At 72.2% G+C, this 16536-nt stretch carries 17 protein-coding genes; 9 read left to right on the forward strand and 8 right to left on the reverse strand.

What is annotated here, in order from left to right; all coding sequences use genetic code 11:
* Positions 1–19 precede the first annotated feature (19 nt).
* Entirely contained in the window at positions 20–1015 is a 996-nt protein-coding gene (locus LN042_RS22585) for a DUF5937 family protein (protein ID WP_230053125.1), read from the reverse strand.
* 66 nt (positions 1016–1081) lie between these two features.
* Between LN042_RS22585 and LN042_RS22590 the strand changes: the two genes are divergently transcribed.
* A complete protein-coding gene (locus tag LN042_RS22590) occupies positions 1082–2401 on the forward strand; it encodes an MFS transporter (RefSeq protein ID WP_230053126.1) in 1320 nt (439 codons plus the stop codon).
* Here LN042_RS22590 and LN042_RS22595 read toward each other — a convergent pair.
* Together LN042_RS22595 and LN042_RS22600 are read right to left on the reverse strand one after the other, a co-directional pair.
* Positions 2362–3339: a pyridoxamine 5'-phosphate oxidase family protein gene (locus tag LN042_RS22595; RefSeq protein ID WP_230053127.1), complete on the reverse strand. Its 978-nt coding sequence runs from the start codon at positions 3337–3339 to the stop codon at positions 2362–2364. The two genes, LN042_RS22590 and LN042_RS22595, sit on opposite strands and share 40 nt — an antisense overlap.
* 23 nt (positions 3340–3362) lie before the next feature.
* The gene (locus tag LN042_RS22600) at positions 3363–3851 is read right to left on the reverse strand and encodes a VOC family protein (protein ID WP_230053128.1); all 489 of its coding nucleotides are present in this window, start codon (positions 3849–3851) and stop codon (positions 3363–3365) included.
* 156 nt (positions 3852–4007) lie between these two features.
* On the opposite strand from LN042_RS22600, the gene LN042_RS22605 reads away from it, so the two are divergent.
* Positions 4008–4559: a CGNR zinc finger domain-containing protein gene (locus LN042_RS22605; RefSeq protein WP_230053129.1), complete on the forward strand. Its 552-nt coding sequence runs from the start codon at positions 4008–4010 to the stop codon at positions 4557–4559.
* Between the two features lie 171 nt (positions 4560–4730).
* Here the strand turns inward: LN042_RS22605 and LN042_RS22610 are convergent, their stop codons facing one another.
* The 5 genes from LN042_RS22610 to LN042_RS22630 form a co-directional block, all read right to left on the reverse strand.
* Positions 4731–5528, reverse strand: a complete 798-nt coding sequence (locus tag LN042_RS22610; RefSeq protein ID WP_230053178.1) for a nucleotidyltransferase domain-containing protein — start codon at positions 5526–5528, stop codon at positions 4731–4733.
* 56 nt (positions 5529–5584) lie between these two features.
* A complete protein-coding gene (locus tag LN042_RS22615) occupies positions 5585–5995 on the reverse strand; it encodes a cupin domain-containing protein (RefSeq protein ID WP_230053130.1) in 411 nt (136 codons plus the stop codon).
* A gap of 22 nt (positions 5996–6017) precedes the next feature.
* Complete coding sequence (locus tag LN042_RS22620; RefSeq protein WP_230053131.1) at positions 6018–7193, reverse strand: M48 family metalloprotease; 1176 nt, start codon at positions 7191–7193, stop codon at positions 6018–6020.
* 99 nt (positions 7194–7292) lie between these two features.
* Complete coding sequence (locus LN042_RS22625) at positions 7293–8450, reverse strand: PP2C family protein-serine/threonine phosphatase (RefSeq protein ID WP_230053132.1); 1158 nt, start codon at positions 8448–8450, stop codon at positions 7293–7295.
* Between the two features lie 53 nt (positions 8451–8503).
* Positions 8504–8920: a gamma-glutamylcyclotransferase family protein gene (locus tag LN042_RS22630; protein WP_230053133.1), complete on the reverse strand. Its 417-nt coding sequence runs from the start codon at positions 8918–8920 to the stop codon at positions 8504–8506.
* A 170-nt stretch (positions 8921–9090) separates the two neighbouring features.
* Here LN042_RS22630 and LN042_RS22635 point away from each other — a divergent pair, with 170 nt between their 5' ends.
* The 7 genes from LN042_RS22635 (at position 9091) to LN042_RS22665 (ending at position 16513) form a co-directional block, all read left to right on the forward strand.
* Positions 9091–10032: an EamA family transporter gene (locus tag LN042_RS22635; RefSeq protein WP_230053134.1), complete on the forward strand. Its 942-nt coding sequence runs from the start codon at positions 9091–9093 to the stop codon at positions 10030–10032.
* 74 nt (positions 10033–10106) lie between these two features.
* The gene (locus LN042_RS22640; RefSeq protein WP_230053135.1) at positions 10107–10343 is read left to right on the forward strand and encodes a hypothetical protein; all 237 of its coding nucleotides are present in this window, start codon (positions 10107–10109) and stop codon (positions 10341–10343) included.
* A 254-nt stretch (positions 10344–10597) separates the two neighbouring features.
* Positions 10598–12364, forward strand: coding sequence for a peptide-N4-asparagine amidase (locus LN042_RS22645; RefSeq protein ID WP_230053136.1), 1767 nt, complete (start codon positions 10598–10600; stop codon positions 12362–12364).
* A 559-nt stretch (positions 12365–12923) separates the two neighbouring features.
* Positions 12924–14933, forward strand: coding sequence for an ATP-binding protein (locus LN042_RS22650; protein WP_230053137.1), 2010 nt, complete (start codon positions 12924–12926; stop codon positions 14931–14933).
* Positions 14930–15415, forward strand: a complete 486-nt coding sequence (locus LN042_RS22655; RefSeq protein ID WP_308191852.1) for a roadblock/LC7 domain-containing protein — start codon at positions 14930–14932, stop codon at positions 15413–15415. The genes LN042_RS22650 and LN042_RS22655 overlap by 4 nt, the downstream gene beginning before the upstream one ends.
* 26 nt (positions 15416–15441) lie before the next feature.
* Positions 15442–15897, forward strand: a complete 456-nt coding sequence (locus LN042_RS22660) for a DUF742 domain-containing protein (RefSeq protein ID WP_230053138.1) — start codon at positions 15442–15444, stop codon at positions 15895–15897.
* On the forward strand, positions 15878–16513 hold the full coding sequence (locus LN042_RS22665; protein ID WP_230053139.1) for a GTP-binding protein: 636 nt from the start codon (positions 15878–15880) through the stop codon (positions 16511–16513). Before LN042_RS22660 ends, LN042_RS22665 begins: the two co-directional genes overlap by 20 nt.
* Positions 16514–16536: the final 23 nt, after the last annotated feature.

Here is a 16536-nt window from a genome sequence, read left to right on the forward strand (position 1 = left end):
CCCCGGTCGGGCGCGTGCTTTACCGGCCCTGGGTGGCGCCGAGCAGCGCCTGGGCGACGGGGGTTCGGTAGTAGAGCACCGTACGGCCGTCACGGGCCCGGTTCAGCAGTCCCGCGCGCCGCAGCACCGCGAGGTGGTCGCCGACCGCGCCCGGGGCCATGCCGAGGGAGCGGGCGAGCTGGGTGGTGCCGGCCGGCTCGGTGAGTGCCGACAGCAGCCGGGCCCGGGAGCGGCCGAGCAGGTCGGCGAGCGCGTCCGGCACCTCCGGCTCCGCGGACCCCCAGAGGTCGGCGGTGCCCCTGGCCGGATAGATGATGGCCTTCGGCCAGGCATCGTCGACATGGGCGGCGGTCTGCGGATGGGTGAAGACGGAGGGCACCAGCAGCAGGCCCTCACCGGCCAATGGCACCACCCGGGTCCGGGAGCGTCCGAGCACTTCGATTCCGCCGTCGTGCCAACGCAGCCGCGGGTGCAGGCCCGCCAGCGCGGCGGCCCAGCCATGGCGGCCGAGCCGGCCGGCCCGGTGCACCACGTCGCGCTCGCAAATCGCCCGCAGCCGCGGCCAGTCGGGGGCGAGCAGCGCATGCCAAGCCCGGTCCAGCGCGCCGGCGATCCGCTGCACCACGTCTGGGCTCGCCAGCACCTCGGCGACGGCCGGCGAAACCGACGGCTTGGCGCCGCGGCAGTCAGCGATCTCGGCACGGGCGGCATCCAGCGGTGTCGCACGAATGGCGGCGAGGTCGTCCGCCCAGGTCTGGGTCAGCCCGGCGGCCGGCGGCGGAGCGATGAAGCCGGCGCCGCCCGAGGCGCTCTGCAGCGCCAGCACGCCCGCCAGATCGGTCTCGGCGCACAGCTGTTGGAAAGCCGGACGGAGCCGCGCGGCCCAGCGGGCGGCAAGCGGGCGGTGCGGAAGGTCGCCGCTCAGGATGTGCAGCACGGTGCAGAGCTCGAAGGCAGGAGAGAGCGCGAACCGGCTCCGCAGCAGATCGTCGGTACCCACCTCGAATCGCAGCATGGCGGGAGCTTACGTCCCGGGACGAATTCATCGCGCATGGCGCTGCCCCACTGGAGGCTGCCGGACATGACGAGCGTGATGAGCGAGACCGCCGCAGTGCCGGACGAACCAGGGAACGACGGCGAACCAGTGCGCGGCGGCGAGGCGTTGAGCAGCGGACCGGTGCGACGGGTCGGCTACCGGGAGGTGCTGGCCCGGCCCGTCTTCCGGCTGCTCTGGTGGACGGGGGCGCTGGGAGTGGCCATGGACACGCTGCGGATGGCCACCATCTCCGTGCTGGTGTACTCCGGTACCCGGTCCCCGCTGCTCGGCGGGCTGGCTTTCGGCGCGGGTTTCGCCCCCCAGCTGGTCGGCTCGCTGCTGCTCGGTTCCCTGGCCGACCGAGGGAGGCCGCGCCTCCTGATCACCGCCGGACAGTTGCTCTCCGCCTGCGCCGCGGCGGTTCCCGCGTTCGTGCGGTTACCGGTCGGTGCGGCGCTCGTCCTGGTGGCGGTGGTGGCAGCCCTGGCGCCGGTGTCCAGTGCGGCCGGCAGCCGCCTGGTCGCGGCCGAACTCACCGGTGATGCCTATGTGGTGGGTCGATCATTGAACACCATGGCGACGGCCGGTGCCCAACTGCTGGGCCTGGCCTGTGCGGGGGCGGTGGTGGGCGGCATCGGTCCGCGTGGTGCGCTGCTGGTGAGCGGCGGCGGCTACCTGTTCGCCGCGCTGGCCGTCCGGCTGCGGCTTCCGAACACCGCGGGCGGCCGCAGTCAGACAGCGGGGGAGCGCACCGCGCTGGTCCGCAGCAGCTGGGGCGGGGCACGCGCTCTGCTCGCCGCGCCCCGGACCCGCATCGTGCTGCTCGCCCAGTGGCTCCCACCGGCCTTTGCCGCAGGTGCCGAGGGCCTGATCGTGCCCTACATCGGCCAGTGCGGGCTGCCGTTCGGCGACGCCGGCCTGCTGCTCGGCGCGCTTGCGACGGGCATGATCATCGGAGACCTGATCGTCGGCCGGTGGCTGCGCCCCGCGTCCCGGGAGCGCCTGGTCGCGCCGCTGACCGCCCTGCTGGGCCTGCCGCTGACCGCGTTCTGGCTGCGGCCGGGGCCGGCCACCGCCGTCGTGCTGCTGCTGGTCGCGGGCCTCGGCTTCGCGTACGGCCTCGGTCTGCAACGCCCTTTCCTCGCTGCGGTTCCGGCCGAGTGTCAGGGGCAGGCGTTCGGCCTGCTGGCGGCCGGAATGATGACCATCCAGGGTGTGGGGCCGGTGCTCTTCGGTGCGGTTGCCCAACTCGGCTCGGCGGCAGGCGCGATGAGCTGCGCCGGCTTCGCTCTGCTGGTGACCGCCGGCTGGCAGGCCCGCATCACTCAACTTCCGCCTTCTGCACGAGGATTGAAAGGCGAATAGGTCGGGTCGCTCCAGGTCAGGGGCAGGGCGGCGACCGACTCCACCACGCCTGCCACGGTGAAGTCCACCAGGCGTTGGGCGCCGGGGACTTGAGCGGAGTGGGCGGGATCCCAGTCGATCCGGGCGGTCCCGGTGAGTTGTAGGGTGGTGCCGGTGTCCCAGTCGATGAAGAGCAGGCCGGCGGCCGGGTTCTCGGCCAGGTTGCCCAGGGTGGCGAACATGGCGTTGCCCGCGTAGTCGGGGAAGCGCAGCCGCCCTGGCCCGAGCACCTCGACGAAGCCGGGGAGACCGCCGCGGTGCGAGGTGTCCAGGTCGCCCGCGCGGTCCGCGGTGGCAATGAAGAAGGTGTCCGCGCTGTTGACGAAGAGCTGTTGCGGCAGCGTCAGTTGGCTGGTGCGCCGCACCGGGCCCGGTTGGCGGGCGAGCAGGTCGAAGCCGCGGGCCTGGATGTACTTGGGGCAGTTGGAGAAGACCTGGTCGAGCGCCACGTGCAGTCCGTCGCCGGTCGCAGTGGCGCGCCCGTTCATCCGCATCCGACGCCGTCTGGCCGGCTCCAAGGCGATCATGCCGACCCGGGTGGACCCGCCCAGCACCGCCGCCAGCGGGTCGTGCGGGGTCGGACGGGCCGCGATGGTGACGGCGTCGGGCTCATCGCCCAGCCCTGGTCGGGCCCGCAGGAACCCGGGCCGGTCGGCGAGTGCGCTCGCCCAGATCCGCCCGTCCGCATCGGCCGCGCCGACCAGCAGCATGGGCTGCGCGGTGAGGAACTCGGCGGCCACCGCCGGGATCCGGCGGTGCTTGGTCGGCCCGGAGTAGCCGGGACGGTCGAACCCGGCCCGGCGGCGGACCATTTGCTCGCCGCTCTCGGCGGTGGCGCGTGGCGGGTGCGTCTCCATGGTGTCCGTCCTGGTCGCGTCCATGGCGTCCGTCCCGGTCATCGTGTCCGTCCGGCCGCGGGGGCTTAGAAGAAACCGCAGGTCGGAGTGCCTGCGGCATTGGGGGCGTGGGTGTGCTCGCCGGCCAACCCGGCGGGGGTGTAGATCTCCAGGCGGATGCCGTCCGGGTCGGTGAAGAAGAGCCCGCCGGAGTCGGAGCCCTCGCCGTGCGGGACCACACCGTCATGGGCGAACTCGGCCCCCAGGGAGCGCAGTACCTGTTCGACGGCGCGAACCTGCTCCAGGCTCTCGGCCTCGAACGACAGGTGGTGCAGGCCGGGTGCCGCGGTGTCGAAGCGTCCCTCGCTCTGCTGCCAGAGCGTGATCAGCGGCCGGCTGTCCCGCCCCAGGAAGACGAAGCGTCCCTCAGGGTCGTCGCGGACCACCTCGAACCCGAAGACCTGCTGGTAGAAGGCGCGCGAGCGGTCCAAGTCGGTGACGTTCAGGCCGATGTGACCGGTTTTGAAGATGGCGGCCGGCGTGGCGGTCCCGGGCTGTGTGGCTACCTGAGTCATGGAAAACCCCCTTGTTGCGAGGTCCGGAGCGGCTCCGAACTAACCAGTGAAATGAGTATGGGGGTTAGCCACGAAAGGAGTCAACCGGCTTGCTGTTCGAAGCCGGTTAGAATCGTCCGCAGAGGCAGTCAGCAGACCAGTCAGGACGGAGTGTCGATGGCCGAGGAGGCAGTACCGCAGGACCCCCGCCCGCTGCCGGATGAGCCGCTCGTGGTCGATCTGCTCAACACGCGGTGGAACAACGGCGGCAACCCGCGCGATCTGCTGGCTTCAGTGGACGATCTGGCGTTCTGGCTCCGCGCCAACGGTTTCGCCGACCAGGTGCCCGCCAATGATGCGACGCGTGACGCGCTGGTCCTGACCCGCGAGGTGATCAAGCGCCTGGTCGACGGCGAGGACGGGCCGCAACTGCGAGCCGAACTGAACTCCGTGCTGGCCCACGGCTCGGTCCGGCGCTCGCTCGCCGAGGACGGCCCGGCGGAACAGGTGGAGGTCGACGCCCCGGCCTGGCTGCCCGCCTGGGCGGCCGCCGCCGACTACCTGCGCATGCTCGTCGAGGCGCCGGGCCGGATCCGCTCCTGCGCCCACCCCTCCTGCATCCTGTACTTCCACGACACCTCGAAGAACGGCACCCGCCGCTGGCACTCGATGGCCACCTGCGGCAACCGCGCCAAGGCCTCCCGTCACTACGCACGGGCCAAGGCCTGACGCCGCTCGGGCCAAGGCGTCCCGTCACTACGCACGGGCCAAGGCCTGCCGCCGCTCGGGCCAAGGCGTCCCGTCACTACGCGCGGGCCACGGCACCTGCCGCCGCACGGGCCACGGCACCTGCCGCCATGCCCGCTGTCGGCGCGGCCAGTGCGGCGGCGGTCGCGCCGGCTACGGCCGGGGCGTCTTGACGCCGTGGACCGCCGTGTACTCCGTCGCGAGCCAGGGACCCAACTCATCGACCAGCAGCGCGAGATCAGCCGGATCCGGGCTGCCCGCGCGGGCGATCCCGGCGGCGGCCCGCATCTGCGCCCCGCGTTCGGGGTAGTAGTGCGCGAACACGTCGGCGGACTCCGCGAGATCGCTGGTCCAGCCCTGCCACCGCGGCATCACCAGGGTGAACCCGGTGCGCACCACCTTGCGCGCCGCGCCCCGGCTGAGTGTCGTCAACTCGGCGCCCGCCGCCGCGCGCGCCCGCCAGCGCGGGAGGTAGTCGGCGAGGTCGCCATTGGTCTCCCGAGCCAGCACGCCGTCCAGTCGGTAGCGGGGGAGGCGCTCGGCGAGGTCCGGCCCGAGCAGCGGTGTGCACAGGCAGGCCAGGAACCAGGCCAGGTCGTACCGCTCCAGGTCGCTGAGCAGGCGCTCGGTGCTGAACAACAGCACGCCGCCGCCGTTGAGTTGGGGGCAACGGGCCTGCAGGGCGGCGAGCAGCTCGTCCGCGCCGGCCCGGTCGGCGTCGGTCGGCTCCCGGTGCAGCGCCAGCAGCAGGTCGAGATCCGAGCGCCCGGCCACCGCCGTGCCGCGCGGAATGCTGCCGTAGAGGTAGGCACTGTGCAGCAGCTCCGGCCCGAACGCCGCCGTCACCGCCTCCCGCACCGCCGCCACCACCGGCACGTACTCCGCCGTCACGCGCGTGAGCGACCCCTCGCGCAGCATCAGCCCATCCTGGTCAAGTCCCCGGCGCTGGATCACGGTTCACCTCTCCTGGTTCGCGGGGCCAGCGTGGCGGACGAGGAACCCGCGGGTCAACGTGATTCGGGAGGGATGGACGGCAGCCACGGCCCCTGCTCGGGCCGTGCCTCGTCCGCAGTGTCCGGCCAAGGCGGCATGGTGGCGGCGACGATCAGCAGGGCGGCATCGGGATCGGCGCGGAACTGGAAGGCGACGCCGAGCGGAATGCTCACCGTGACGCCGGGGCGCAGCACGGTGGTCTTCGAGTGGCCGTCGGCGGCTCGACGGCGCCACAACTCACCCGAGCCGCCCACCACGTGCCACAACTCCTGCACGGTGGCGTGCGAGACGGCCCGGGAGACCGCGCCGGGCGCCAGCTCGAAGCGGGCCATGCTGGCCGCTCCGGGGAGCGCGCCGAGCGGTCGCACCGTCGACCCGTCGGGTGCCTCGACCATCGGGGCGTCGATCAACTGCCAGGTGTCCATGGAATCTTGGTCCTCTCTCAGCTCAATGACCGGTCGTCGGTGCCCAGGCTCGCGCGGCCGCGATCCGCCGCGCGGTGCTCGGATGGGTGGCGAAGAGCAACTCCAGCAGGCGGGGCGGGTCCACGTCGGCCACATTGGTGAGCGCGAGTCGGCGCTGCATCGCGATGAACTGCTCCGGGTCCCGGGTCAGGTCCAGGGCATGCCGATCGGCCCGCGATTCGATCCGCCGGCTCACCGCGGCCTGCACCGGACCGCCGAGCGCGCCGAGCAGCGCCAAGCAGGCGGCCAGCAGCGGCAACGAGCGCGGATCGGCGACATCCGGCACCCCGGCGGACCGGAGCAGCGGGTCAAGCGACATCAGCCGGCCCAGCACACCGACCGCCACTGCGGCGCCCACCGCGCCCAGCACCGTGCCGCGCGGCACATCGCGGTGCTTGACGTGGCCCAGCTCATGGGCGACCACCAACTCCACCTCCCGCGGCGCCGCGGTGCTCAGCAGGGTGTCGTAGGCGACGATCCGGCGAGTGGCGCCGAAGCCGGAGACGTAGGCGTTCAGCGCGGTGGTCCGCCGCGAGGCGTCCGCGACCAGCACCTCCCGCACCCGCACCGCGTCGCGCTCGGCCAGGCCGAGCAGCGCACTGCGCAGCTCACCCTCCGGCATCGGACGGAACCGGTTGAAGAGCGGCTCGACCAGCAGCGGGAAGAGGAACGAGAACAGCACGGTGAGCAGCGCCGCCGCCCCCGCCGCCGGGAGCCACCACCAGCCCGTGGACCAGCCGGTGAGTGCGTAGATGCCGAGGGCGGCGGGCAGCATCAGGGCCAGCGTGAGCAGCAAGCCGCGCAGCAGGTCCACCGCCCAGCCGCCCCAGCCCTGGGTGACCAGGCCGTAGCGCGCCCGCATCACCCGCACCCGGGCGTTGAACGGCACCACGAGCAGCTGCCCCAGCAGGATCAGGGCCGTCGCCCCGGCCAGCACCTGGGCCGCCCACGAGCCGCCGAACACTCCGCCCGCCCAGGCCACCAGCCGCGCCCCGGCCGGGGTCAGCCCCAGCACCAGCGAGAGCGCCAGCCCGGCCAGCCGCCCACCGAGCAGCCACGGCAGTTGGGCCCGGCGCAGGGCCCGGCCGCGGGCCAGCTGCTCGGGGGTGAAGTCCGGCTCCGGCGTGAAGTCCGGCTCCGCCTGCGCCGCTGTCGTCACCGGTGACCGCCTCCGTCGGGTCGATGCCGTGCCTCGTTCGACGCTCACCGTAGAGCATGCAACGGTGTGTCCACCGGGCTCCCGCGACGGGAACCGCTGTCACCGCCGACTGGTCTTCGGCACTCGCTCCACGGCCACCATCGCCGCGTCGTCCCCCAGCCGCCCACCCGCGTGCTCCAGCAGATCGCGGTGCAGATGCTGCAGCAGGGCGGCCGGCCGCTCGCTGGTCCAGGCGCGGATCCGTTCGGTCAGCGGGTAGAAGGACCGCGCCTCGTCCCGGGCCTCGATCACCCCGTCGGTGTAGAGCAGCAGCCGGTCGCTCGGCGAGAACGGGAACGAGTCCGCCTGGTACTGCGTCTCCAGCAGCCCGCCCAGGCCCAGCGGCGGCGCCGGACGGCGGACCTCCAGCGTGGCCACCCGCCCGTGGTGCAGCAGCAGCGGCGGCGGATGCCCGCAGTTGATGATCTGGATCTGCGAGCCGTCGTCCGGGATGTCCAGGATCACCGCGGTGATGAACGACTCGGCGGCGTCGTGGACCACCGGCCCGGACGTCTCGTCCTCGTCCGGCGGGTCGCCGTCGGCGGCCGCGGCGAGGTCCCAGCTGACACTGCCGTCCAGGTAGGCGGCGAGTTCCGGGAGCGAGGCCTGGAGATGGGCGGCGGCCCGGAACGCACCGAGCAGCAGCGCGGCCTCGCCGAGTGAGGTCAGCCCCTTGCCCCGCACGTCGCCGACGATCAGCCGGGTGCCGTTGACGGTCCGGGAGGCGGCGTACAGGTCCCCACCGATCTGCGCCTCGGCCTCGGCGGCCAGGTAGATCGAGGCGATCCGTAGCGGGCCGATCCGGGTGGGCAACGGGCGCAGCAGCACCCGCTGCGCCGTCTCGGAGACGGACCGCACCTGTGTCAGCTCGCGGGCGTGCCGCTCGCGCAGCGCCCGGAAGGCCACCACCAGCGCCGAGACCACGACGAGTGCCACGATCTGGCTCTCGTGGTTGGAGGTGGTGAGGCCGCCGTGCAGGACGCCGATCAGGAACAGCGCGGCCACCGCGATGGCGCTCACCAGGGCGGTCAACCGGGCGCCGGCGAACGAGGCGGTGAGGGCGGGCGCCACCACGAGGAGGGGGCCCAGGTGTATGGACGGCGGGGACAGGATGTCCACCACCGTGATCACCAGGATCAGCCCAAGCGGCAGGCACACCAGGGCGCGGCCGGAGCGCCGTGGCCGGGCGAGAGCGGTGGATCGCCGCGGGACAGGCACGCTTCCTCTTTACACCTCGCCGGGCCCGGGCGCACTGCGAAAGCCGTGGCGGTTCAGCTGGTCGGCATCCAGTCGCCGGAGGCGATCAGGGCGGGGCGCTCGCGCAGCCGGGCGGCGGCCGCCGGGCCGGCGAGGTAGACCCAGGCGGGTTCGGCGCGCCCGGTCCCGCGCAGCGTGACCGGCAGCCGCTCGCGCACGTAGAGGCCGGTGCCGTCCGGTCGGCAGTCCTCGAGCTCGTCCAACAGCGCCAGCAGCCGCGGGTACTGGGCTGCCCGCAGGGTGAGCAGTTCGCCGACCACCCGGTGGGCCGGGTCGCGGAGCAGGAACGGATAGCCGGGGCCGTCGTGCAGTGCGGCCCCGTTCAGCACGGCCGGGCGGATCCGGGTGCAGCGGCCCGCCAGGTAGCGGGCGTGGTTGTGCAGGCCGGGGCGGAGCGTCCCGTAGACGAAGAACGGCAGCTGGTCGGACACGGTCGGTGCCTCCTCGGACGGCGAGCGCCGGCGGGCGCCACCGTCACTGGCACGCTACTCGCCCGCCCAGGCGGTTCGACAGGGGCGTGCGCGGGGTGTGCACTGGCGGAAGTCGACCGGATGCGCTGTCATGACTCGGATCATCACAGCACCGAAGCAGGGAGATGCACATGACGTCGGTCGGGACGAGGCAGGAGGCCCCCACGGGGACGGCACCCGTCCGGATATCCGGTGCGGTCTGGACCGCGCTGGCCTTGGTCTACGTGGTATGGGGCTCGACCTACCTCGGGATCCGGATCGCGGTGGAGAGCATGCCCTCGCTGCTTTCCGGCGCCACGCGGTTCCTGCTCGCCGGCGCCCTGCTGCTCGCCGTGCTGGCCTGGCGGCTGGGGCCCGCCGCGTTGCGGGTGAGCGGACGTCAGCTGGCCGCCACCGGACTGGTCGGGGTGCTGCTGCTGGTCGGCGGCAACGGGCTGGTGGTGATCGCCGAGGGCAGCGTCCCGTCCGGGCTGACCGCGCTGCTGGTCGCCGTGGTGCCGATCTGGGTGGTGGTGCTGAAGGCGTCGGTGGGGGAGCGGCCGGGGTGGGCACGGCTGCTCGGGGTGCTGCTGGGCCTGGTGGGGCTGGTGGTGCTGTCGCTGCCCGGTATCACCGGCAAGGTCTCGCTCGGCGGAGTGCTGCTGATCATGGCGGCATCGCTCAGCTGGGCGGTCGGCTCGTTCGTCGGCACCCGGCTGCCGCGGCCCGCCAACGCGCTGGTGGCGAGCGCCTACCAGATGCTGATCGGCGGCTTCGGCTGCCTGCTGGTGGCGCTGGCCCGGGGCGAGCAGCACCAACTGCACCTGAGTGCGATCACCACCCGCTCCTGGTTGGCGCTGGCCTACCTGGTGGTGGTCGGCTCGCTGGTCGGTTTCACCGCCTACGCCTGGCTGCTGCAGAACGCGCCGCTCGGGCTGGTCGCCACCTACGCCTACGTCAATCCGGTGGTCGCGGTCTTCCTCGGCTGGCTGGTGCTGGCAGAGCGGCTGAGCGCGGCGGAGCTGGTCGGCGGTGCGATCGTGGTGGCGGCGGTCTGCGTGGTGGTGAGCACGGAACGGCGGGCGCGGAGCTGACCGGGCGTCGCCGGGTGCGCCACCCCTCGGGCTGGTCGTACCGTGGACGGAGGGGCGAGCGAAGGGAGTCCGTGATGCCTGGTTCCGTCACCCTCGGCCACCACATGGAGCCGGCGACCAGCGTGGAGCACATCGACGCCGAACGGCTCGCAGTGCTGCTCGACGAGCTGGGCCAGCTGCTGGCCATCCAGGGACCCACCCGGCTGAGCGACGAGCAGGTGAGCGCACTGCGCGGCGGCGCGGAGGAGGGGCGGACCGAGCTGGCGCACTGGTGCCGGGCGCTCGCGGCGCAGCTGCACGACCGACTCTGAGCAGCGCATGGGCCCGCACGGCCGGTTCTGAGCAGCGCATGGGTCCGCACGGGCGGTTCTGAGCAGCGCATGGGCCCGCACGGCCGGTTCTGAGTCGCCTGAGCAGGGTGAGCAGCGCATCGAACCACCTCGACGGCGCCCGCAGTCCACCACGGACCGCGGGCGCCGAGCGCTGTCAGAGCAATCGCACGGTCAACAACCGGGCGCGACAAGACCCTTGACAGTGATCAGCAGTGCGTGAGTACATGCCAGCCGTGCTCACACCATCCTTCCCCCGCCGCTCCCTCGGGCGCGCCGTCACCGCGTTGGCCCTGGCCGCGGCCGCCGCGCTGGGCGTGCCGACCGCCGCCTCGGCCACCACGCACGCCGCCTCCTCGGCCGCTGCCGCACCCGCCGCTCCCAGGGCCGGGCGGGTCGAGACCAACTACGGCGACCCGGTCACCGCACTGCCGCCGATCAGCCGCCCGAGCGGCAAGCACTGCACGGTCACCGCCATGCAGCACGACTTCGCCAACAGCTACGGCCAGCCCTTCACCGGCACCCTCACCCCGCCCGCCGACTGTCCCGGGCCGTGGTCCAAGGTGGTGCTCGACTGGTCCGGCAGCGTCGCGGGCCGCCAGTACGACCGGCTGGCCGGCGTCTGGATCGGCGGCGCCGAGGTGCTGCGGACCAGCACGCCGGAGCCCGACCCGGCCGGCATCAGCTGGCACGTGGACCAGGACCTCACCGCCTTCACACCACTGCTGCGCACCCAGCAGCCGGTGGTGGTCGACCTCGGCAACATCGTCAACTCGACCTACACCGGCGTCTACCACATGACCATGACGGTCACCTACTACCAGGCCGACCGGGACAACGCGCCGGCCGCCACCGCCGATCAGGTGCTCCCCGTCTCGCAGTCGACGACCGCGCCCGGCTGGTGGACCCTCGGGAAGGGCCAGAGCGCCACCGCGAACCTGGTGTTCCCGCGCAACCTGACCGGCGCCCGCCTGCAGGTCTACGCCCGCGGTGGCGGCTGTGAGGAGTTCTGGTACTCCAACGTCCCCGACGATTACGCGGCGGCTCACCCTGACTACGGCATGTGCGGCGGTGGCACCTACCGCGAGGTGCAGGTGCTGGTGGACGGGCGGCTCGCCGGCACGGTGCAGCCGTTCCCGGTCATCTACACCGGCGGGATCAGCCCGCTGATGTGGCGGCCGATCCCCAGCATCGACGCGTTCCGCACCCAGCCCTACGACGTCGACCTCACGCCGTTCGCCGGCACCCTGACCGACGGCCGCCCGCACAGCGTCACACTGCTGCCGCCGGCCGGCATCAGCGACTCCTGGACCCTGGACGGCAGCCTCTTCCTGACCACCGACCCGCTGCGCGCCCAGACCAGCGGTGCGGTCACCACCGACACCATCGCCGCCGCACCGCAGGTGAACACCACTGAGCAGAAGCAGTCCGACGGCAGCGACCTGATCACCGTCACCGCGGGCCGCGACTGGACGGTGGCCGGCTACGTCGACACCTCGCACGGCCGGATCACCACCACGGTCGAGCACCACGGCGAGTACCGCAACACCGACACCCTCGCCAACCGGGGTCAGAACCAGGTGACCAGCCAGCGGGACAGTGGCTGGAACGTCGTCAGCACCGACGACGGGCACGGTCAGCCCCAGCAGCACCGCACCACCTGGTCCTACCCGCTCGACGTGACCAGCAGCTACACCCCCGGCAGCGGGTCGGACAGCTTCCTGGTGACCGGCCAGGTGTCGGTGGCACGTGAGCTGACCGACCAGACGCGGCACAGCCAGGGTGCCTGGCAGCAGCAGGCGTTCACCGACGACCGGCTGAACTCCCAAGGCGTTCTGGAGCGGCAGAACGGCACCGTGGTCCAGGCCGACGGCAGTTCGAACGAGCACTACCTGGGCAGCACCGCCGACGGCGGGTGCTACGACCATGAGTTGGCGTCTGACCACGGGTACCTGACGCTGGATCGCGTCAGCTCCTCGACCAACGGCAAGGCCTGCCGCTGACGCCGCCGGCCAGGCCTGCGGAAACATGGCTTGCTTTCGTGATGGCCGTGATGGCCGTGACGGCCGTGATGACCGTTTTGGGAGTGATGGCCGTGACGGCCGTGTGAAACGCTGAAGGCGAACTGAGGGCTGGTCGGACCGCGTTCGCACGGTCGCGACCAGCCCTTGGCTTTCCGTCAGTCCACAGTCCAAGACTCAAGCATGTCAGGATGTGATGTCTGTCACGTCGAGTTGCGTGGGGTATTTGTGCCAACTTGCTGTGATGCGTCGGTGACCTGCGGAAACGTGGAGTGTGCGGGGAGTCACCAGGGAGAGGGTTAAAGACTCGTGAAAGAGTTGATCTTGTTCTCGAAGGGGTTCTACGCTTCACTCTGCGGGTGTCAGCGGCGGATGGGGGTGCGGCCGACTGTCCAAGGATGACATCAGGGCCGGGTAGAGGCCGTGATGCTCAAAGCTGGCGAGATTGAGAGCACCATTGCCCATGAGGATCGCGCGTGAGAAGCCCGCGCTACCCGGCCGTTCTGACCGGCTTCCACGTCGCCTCCGCAGGACCCTGCTCGTGCTACCCGGGTTGACGACCCTGGCCGGATGCTCCGCCGACTCCGGCGGCACCGAAGCCTGGACCGCCGGCGCGGCCGTGGTGCTGCTCGGCGCCACGGTGGTGGCGGTCCGCCGGGTCACCGCCCGCCCACTGGAACGGGCCCGCGACCAGGCCGCCCGAAATCTGTCCCAAGTGCTCGACGAACGAGCCGGGTTGCTGGCGGAACGCACCAGGTTGGACAGCGAGCGCGAGGCCCAGCAGTGCCAACTCCACGCGCAGACCGCCGAACACCAGCGCCTGCTCCGAAGCTACGAGGAGCTCCAGCGGCAGCAACAGGATCTGACCGAGCAGTGGAACGAGGCCGCCGCCGCCCACGCCACCGCCGTGGAGCGGCTGGAGAGACTCCGCCAGGAGTACGCCGTACTGCTCGCCCAGCGCGACGGGCTCGAGAAGGAACGCGATGACCTCCAAGGCAGCGTGGACGCGACATTCGTCAACCTCGCGATGCGCACCCTGACCCTGGTCGAGCGCCAACTGGTACTGATCGAGACACTGGAGGAGCGCGAGGCCGACGCCACGCAGTTGGACAACCTGTTCCGACTCGACCACCTGGCCACCCGGATGCGCCGCAACAGCGAGAACATGCTGCTGCTCGCCGGCCTGGAGAACAGCCAGCGCAGCCGCAAGACGGTGACCCTGCTCGACGTGGTGCGCGCCGCGGTCTCGGAGATCGAGCGCTATGAGCGGGTCAAGCTCGGCTTCCTGGCCGCCGTCCGACTCAGCGGCGCGGTCGCCGACGACACCAGTCACCTGCTCGCCGAACTGCTGGAGAACGCCACCGCGTTCTCGCCTCCGCAGGAGCAAGTCGAAGTCGGCGGCTGGCTGTTGGACAACGGAGAACTGATGATCTCGGTCAACGACCGGGGCATCGGCCTCCCGCCGGACCGGATGCGCGCCCTCAACGAGCAACTCGCCGAGCAACTGCCCAAGGACCCGGCCGAGCGTCGGGACAAGCTGATGGCCGGTGCACGGACCGGGCGCAGCATGGGCCTGTTCGTGGTCGCCAGGCTGGCCGCACGGCACGGCCTGCGGGTGCAGCTGCGCGAGAACGGGCAAGGGGGCGGGGTGACCGCCATGGTTGTGCTGCCGAGTGGGGCGCTGCACCAGGACGACGTCAGCACCGCCGACCTCGACGACCAGCGGCAGGCCGAGCGCAGTGCGGCCGCTGCGGCGGCGCAGGTGCGCATGGCGGAGCAGCGGGCCGTCCAGGCCGCGGCTGCGACGACCGTGCCCGTGCCGATCGCGGCGCCCGTGCCGACCGGGGCGTCCGTGTCCCCTGGGGCGTCCGTGTCGACCGGGGCACCCGCCTCGGGGAGCGGCGAGCCGCCCGCGCTGCCCCGGCGGCGGCCCGCGCACGCCGCCGCGCCCGCTGCGGCGGCAACTGGCGCTGCCACAACGGGCACGGCCGAGGGCGCCGTTGCAGGGTCCGGCACCGACGAGTCCGCGTCCGAGACCGCTGTCGTCGCTGAGCCCGCCGTCGCCGAGCCTGGCGGAGCGGAGCCTGCTGGTGTGCGACCTGCTGTCGCTGAGCCCGCCGGTGCCGAGCCTGCTGGTGTGCGACCTGCTGTCGCTGAGCCCGCCGTCGCTGAGCCTGCCGTCGAACCGGCCGGTGCGGACCGCCCGTTGGACCAGCCCACCCAACAGCTGACGATCCGGCACCTGCGCTCCGAGGGCCGGCAGACGACCGTGCCGGACCTGCCGCGTCGAGTGCCGCGCTCGAATGGTCTGCCGGGCACCGGTGAGGCCCCACTCTCCGGCTTGCGCCGGGTCGCCGGACCGCCACCACCGGCACGGACCAGGCCGGACGCGACGAGTGCCGGCCCGGGCGCCGCCGACGCGGAGGTCGCGTCGGCCCGCCCGCGCACCTCCGCCGAAGAGCTGCGCCGCCGACTCGGCGGCTTCCAGAGCGGGCTGCGCCAGGCAGCCCGAGAGTCCGCTCCCGAGGGATCCGAGGGACAGAACCGATGAGTGACTTCGACTACCATCTCGCCCCAGCCCAGCCCGACCTGCCGGCGCATGAGGCGGTGTCCCAACTCCCGCTCAGCCAGGCCGCGATGAATGTCCGCTGGCTGCTCGGCGACTTCCTCGGTCAGGTGCCGGGGGTGGTCGAGGCCGTGGTGGTCTCCGCCGACGGTCTGCTGCTCGCCGAGTCCCAGCAGGGTCGCAAGCCCGACGAACTCTCGGCCATCGTCTCGGCGTTGACGAGTCTGGCCGGTGGATTGGCCCGGGCGATCGAGTACGGCTCGGTCAAGCAGACCATGGTCACCATGGACGAGGGCCATGTGGTGGTGATGGCCATCAGCGACGGCTCCTGCCTCGGAGTGTACGCCTCGCTCCACTGCGAGTTGGGCGTGCTGGCCTACCAGATGTCGCTGCTGGTAGAGCGCGCCGGCCACGCCCTGACGCCCCAGGTGCGCAGCGAGCTCCGCCGGACGCTGGCGGTCCGATGAGCAACAGTTCCCCGGAGGTGGGAAGCATGTCCGGCACCGCGCACAGCGGTATCCCCGTGAACGAGGTCGGCCCGGGGGGTGGGCACGGCCTGCGCGCCGACCGCGGCCGCGCCGACCAAGGGCGCTCCTCCCGAGTGCGGCCGTACACCATCACCCGCGGCCGGACCCGGTTCGGGCGGGTGCTGCTGGTCGAGACCCTCGTGTCGGCGCTCAATCGCCCGGCGGACCCGGCCGACCGCAGCCTGCCGGAGCTCGCCGACATCTGCGACCTGACACGCGGCCAGATGCGTTCCATCGCCGAGATCTCGGCGCTGCTGCAGATCCCGCTCGGAGTGGTGAAGGTGCTGGTCAGCGACCTCGCCGAGCAGGGACGGGTGCGGGTTCACGGTGACGACTCGGCCGAACCGCTGGGCACCGGAACCGCGGTGTCGGGCAAGCGCGACGTGCTGGAAAGGGTACTCGGTGGACTTCGCAAGCTCTGACGCGCCGCTCGGCGCGCCCCGGCAGGGTGCGCTGCCTCCCGGCGTGCCGCTGCCGACCGGTACCGCCACCTCCACCAAGATCGTGGTGGCGGGCGGTTTCGGCGTCGGCAAGACCACCTTCGTCAGCTCCGTCTCCGAGATTCCGCCCCTCACCACCGAGGCGGTGATGACCGAGGCCAGCATCGGCATCGACGACACCGCGGCCGTCCCGAACAAGACGTCCACCACCGTGGCCATGGACTTCGGTCGGATCAGCCTGGAATCCGACCTGGTGCTCTACCTGTTCGGCACGCCGGGTCAGGGCCGGTTCTGGTTCATGTGGGACGACCTGGTCCGTGGCGCGGTCGGTGCCGTGGTGCTGGCGGACACTCGCCGACTGGCCGACTCCTTCCCGGCGTTGGACTACTTCGAGGGCAGCGGCCTGCCGTTCGTGGTCGCGGTCAACCAGTTCGACGGCGCCCCCGTGTATTCGCCGGAGGCGGTGCGCGACTCGCTCGCCATGCCCGACCACGTGCCGGTGGTGATCTTCGACGCACGTCAACGCGACTCCGTCGTCGACGTGTTGGTCCAGTTGGTGGTGCACGCGCTGGCCGCCGAGCCGGCCCCCGTAGGCTGACGGCCCTCAGCTCACCTTCCACC

The organism is Kitasatospora humi (genome assembly GCF_020907985.1).
Taxonomy (GTDB): Bacteria; Actinomycetota; Actinomycetes; order Streptomycetales; family Streptomycetaceae; genus Kitasatospora; species Kitasatospora humi.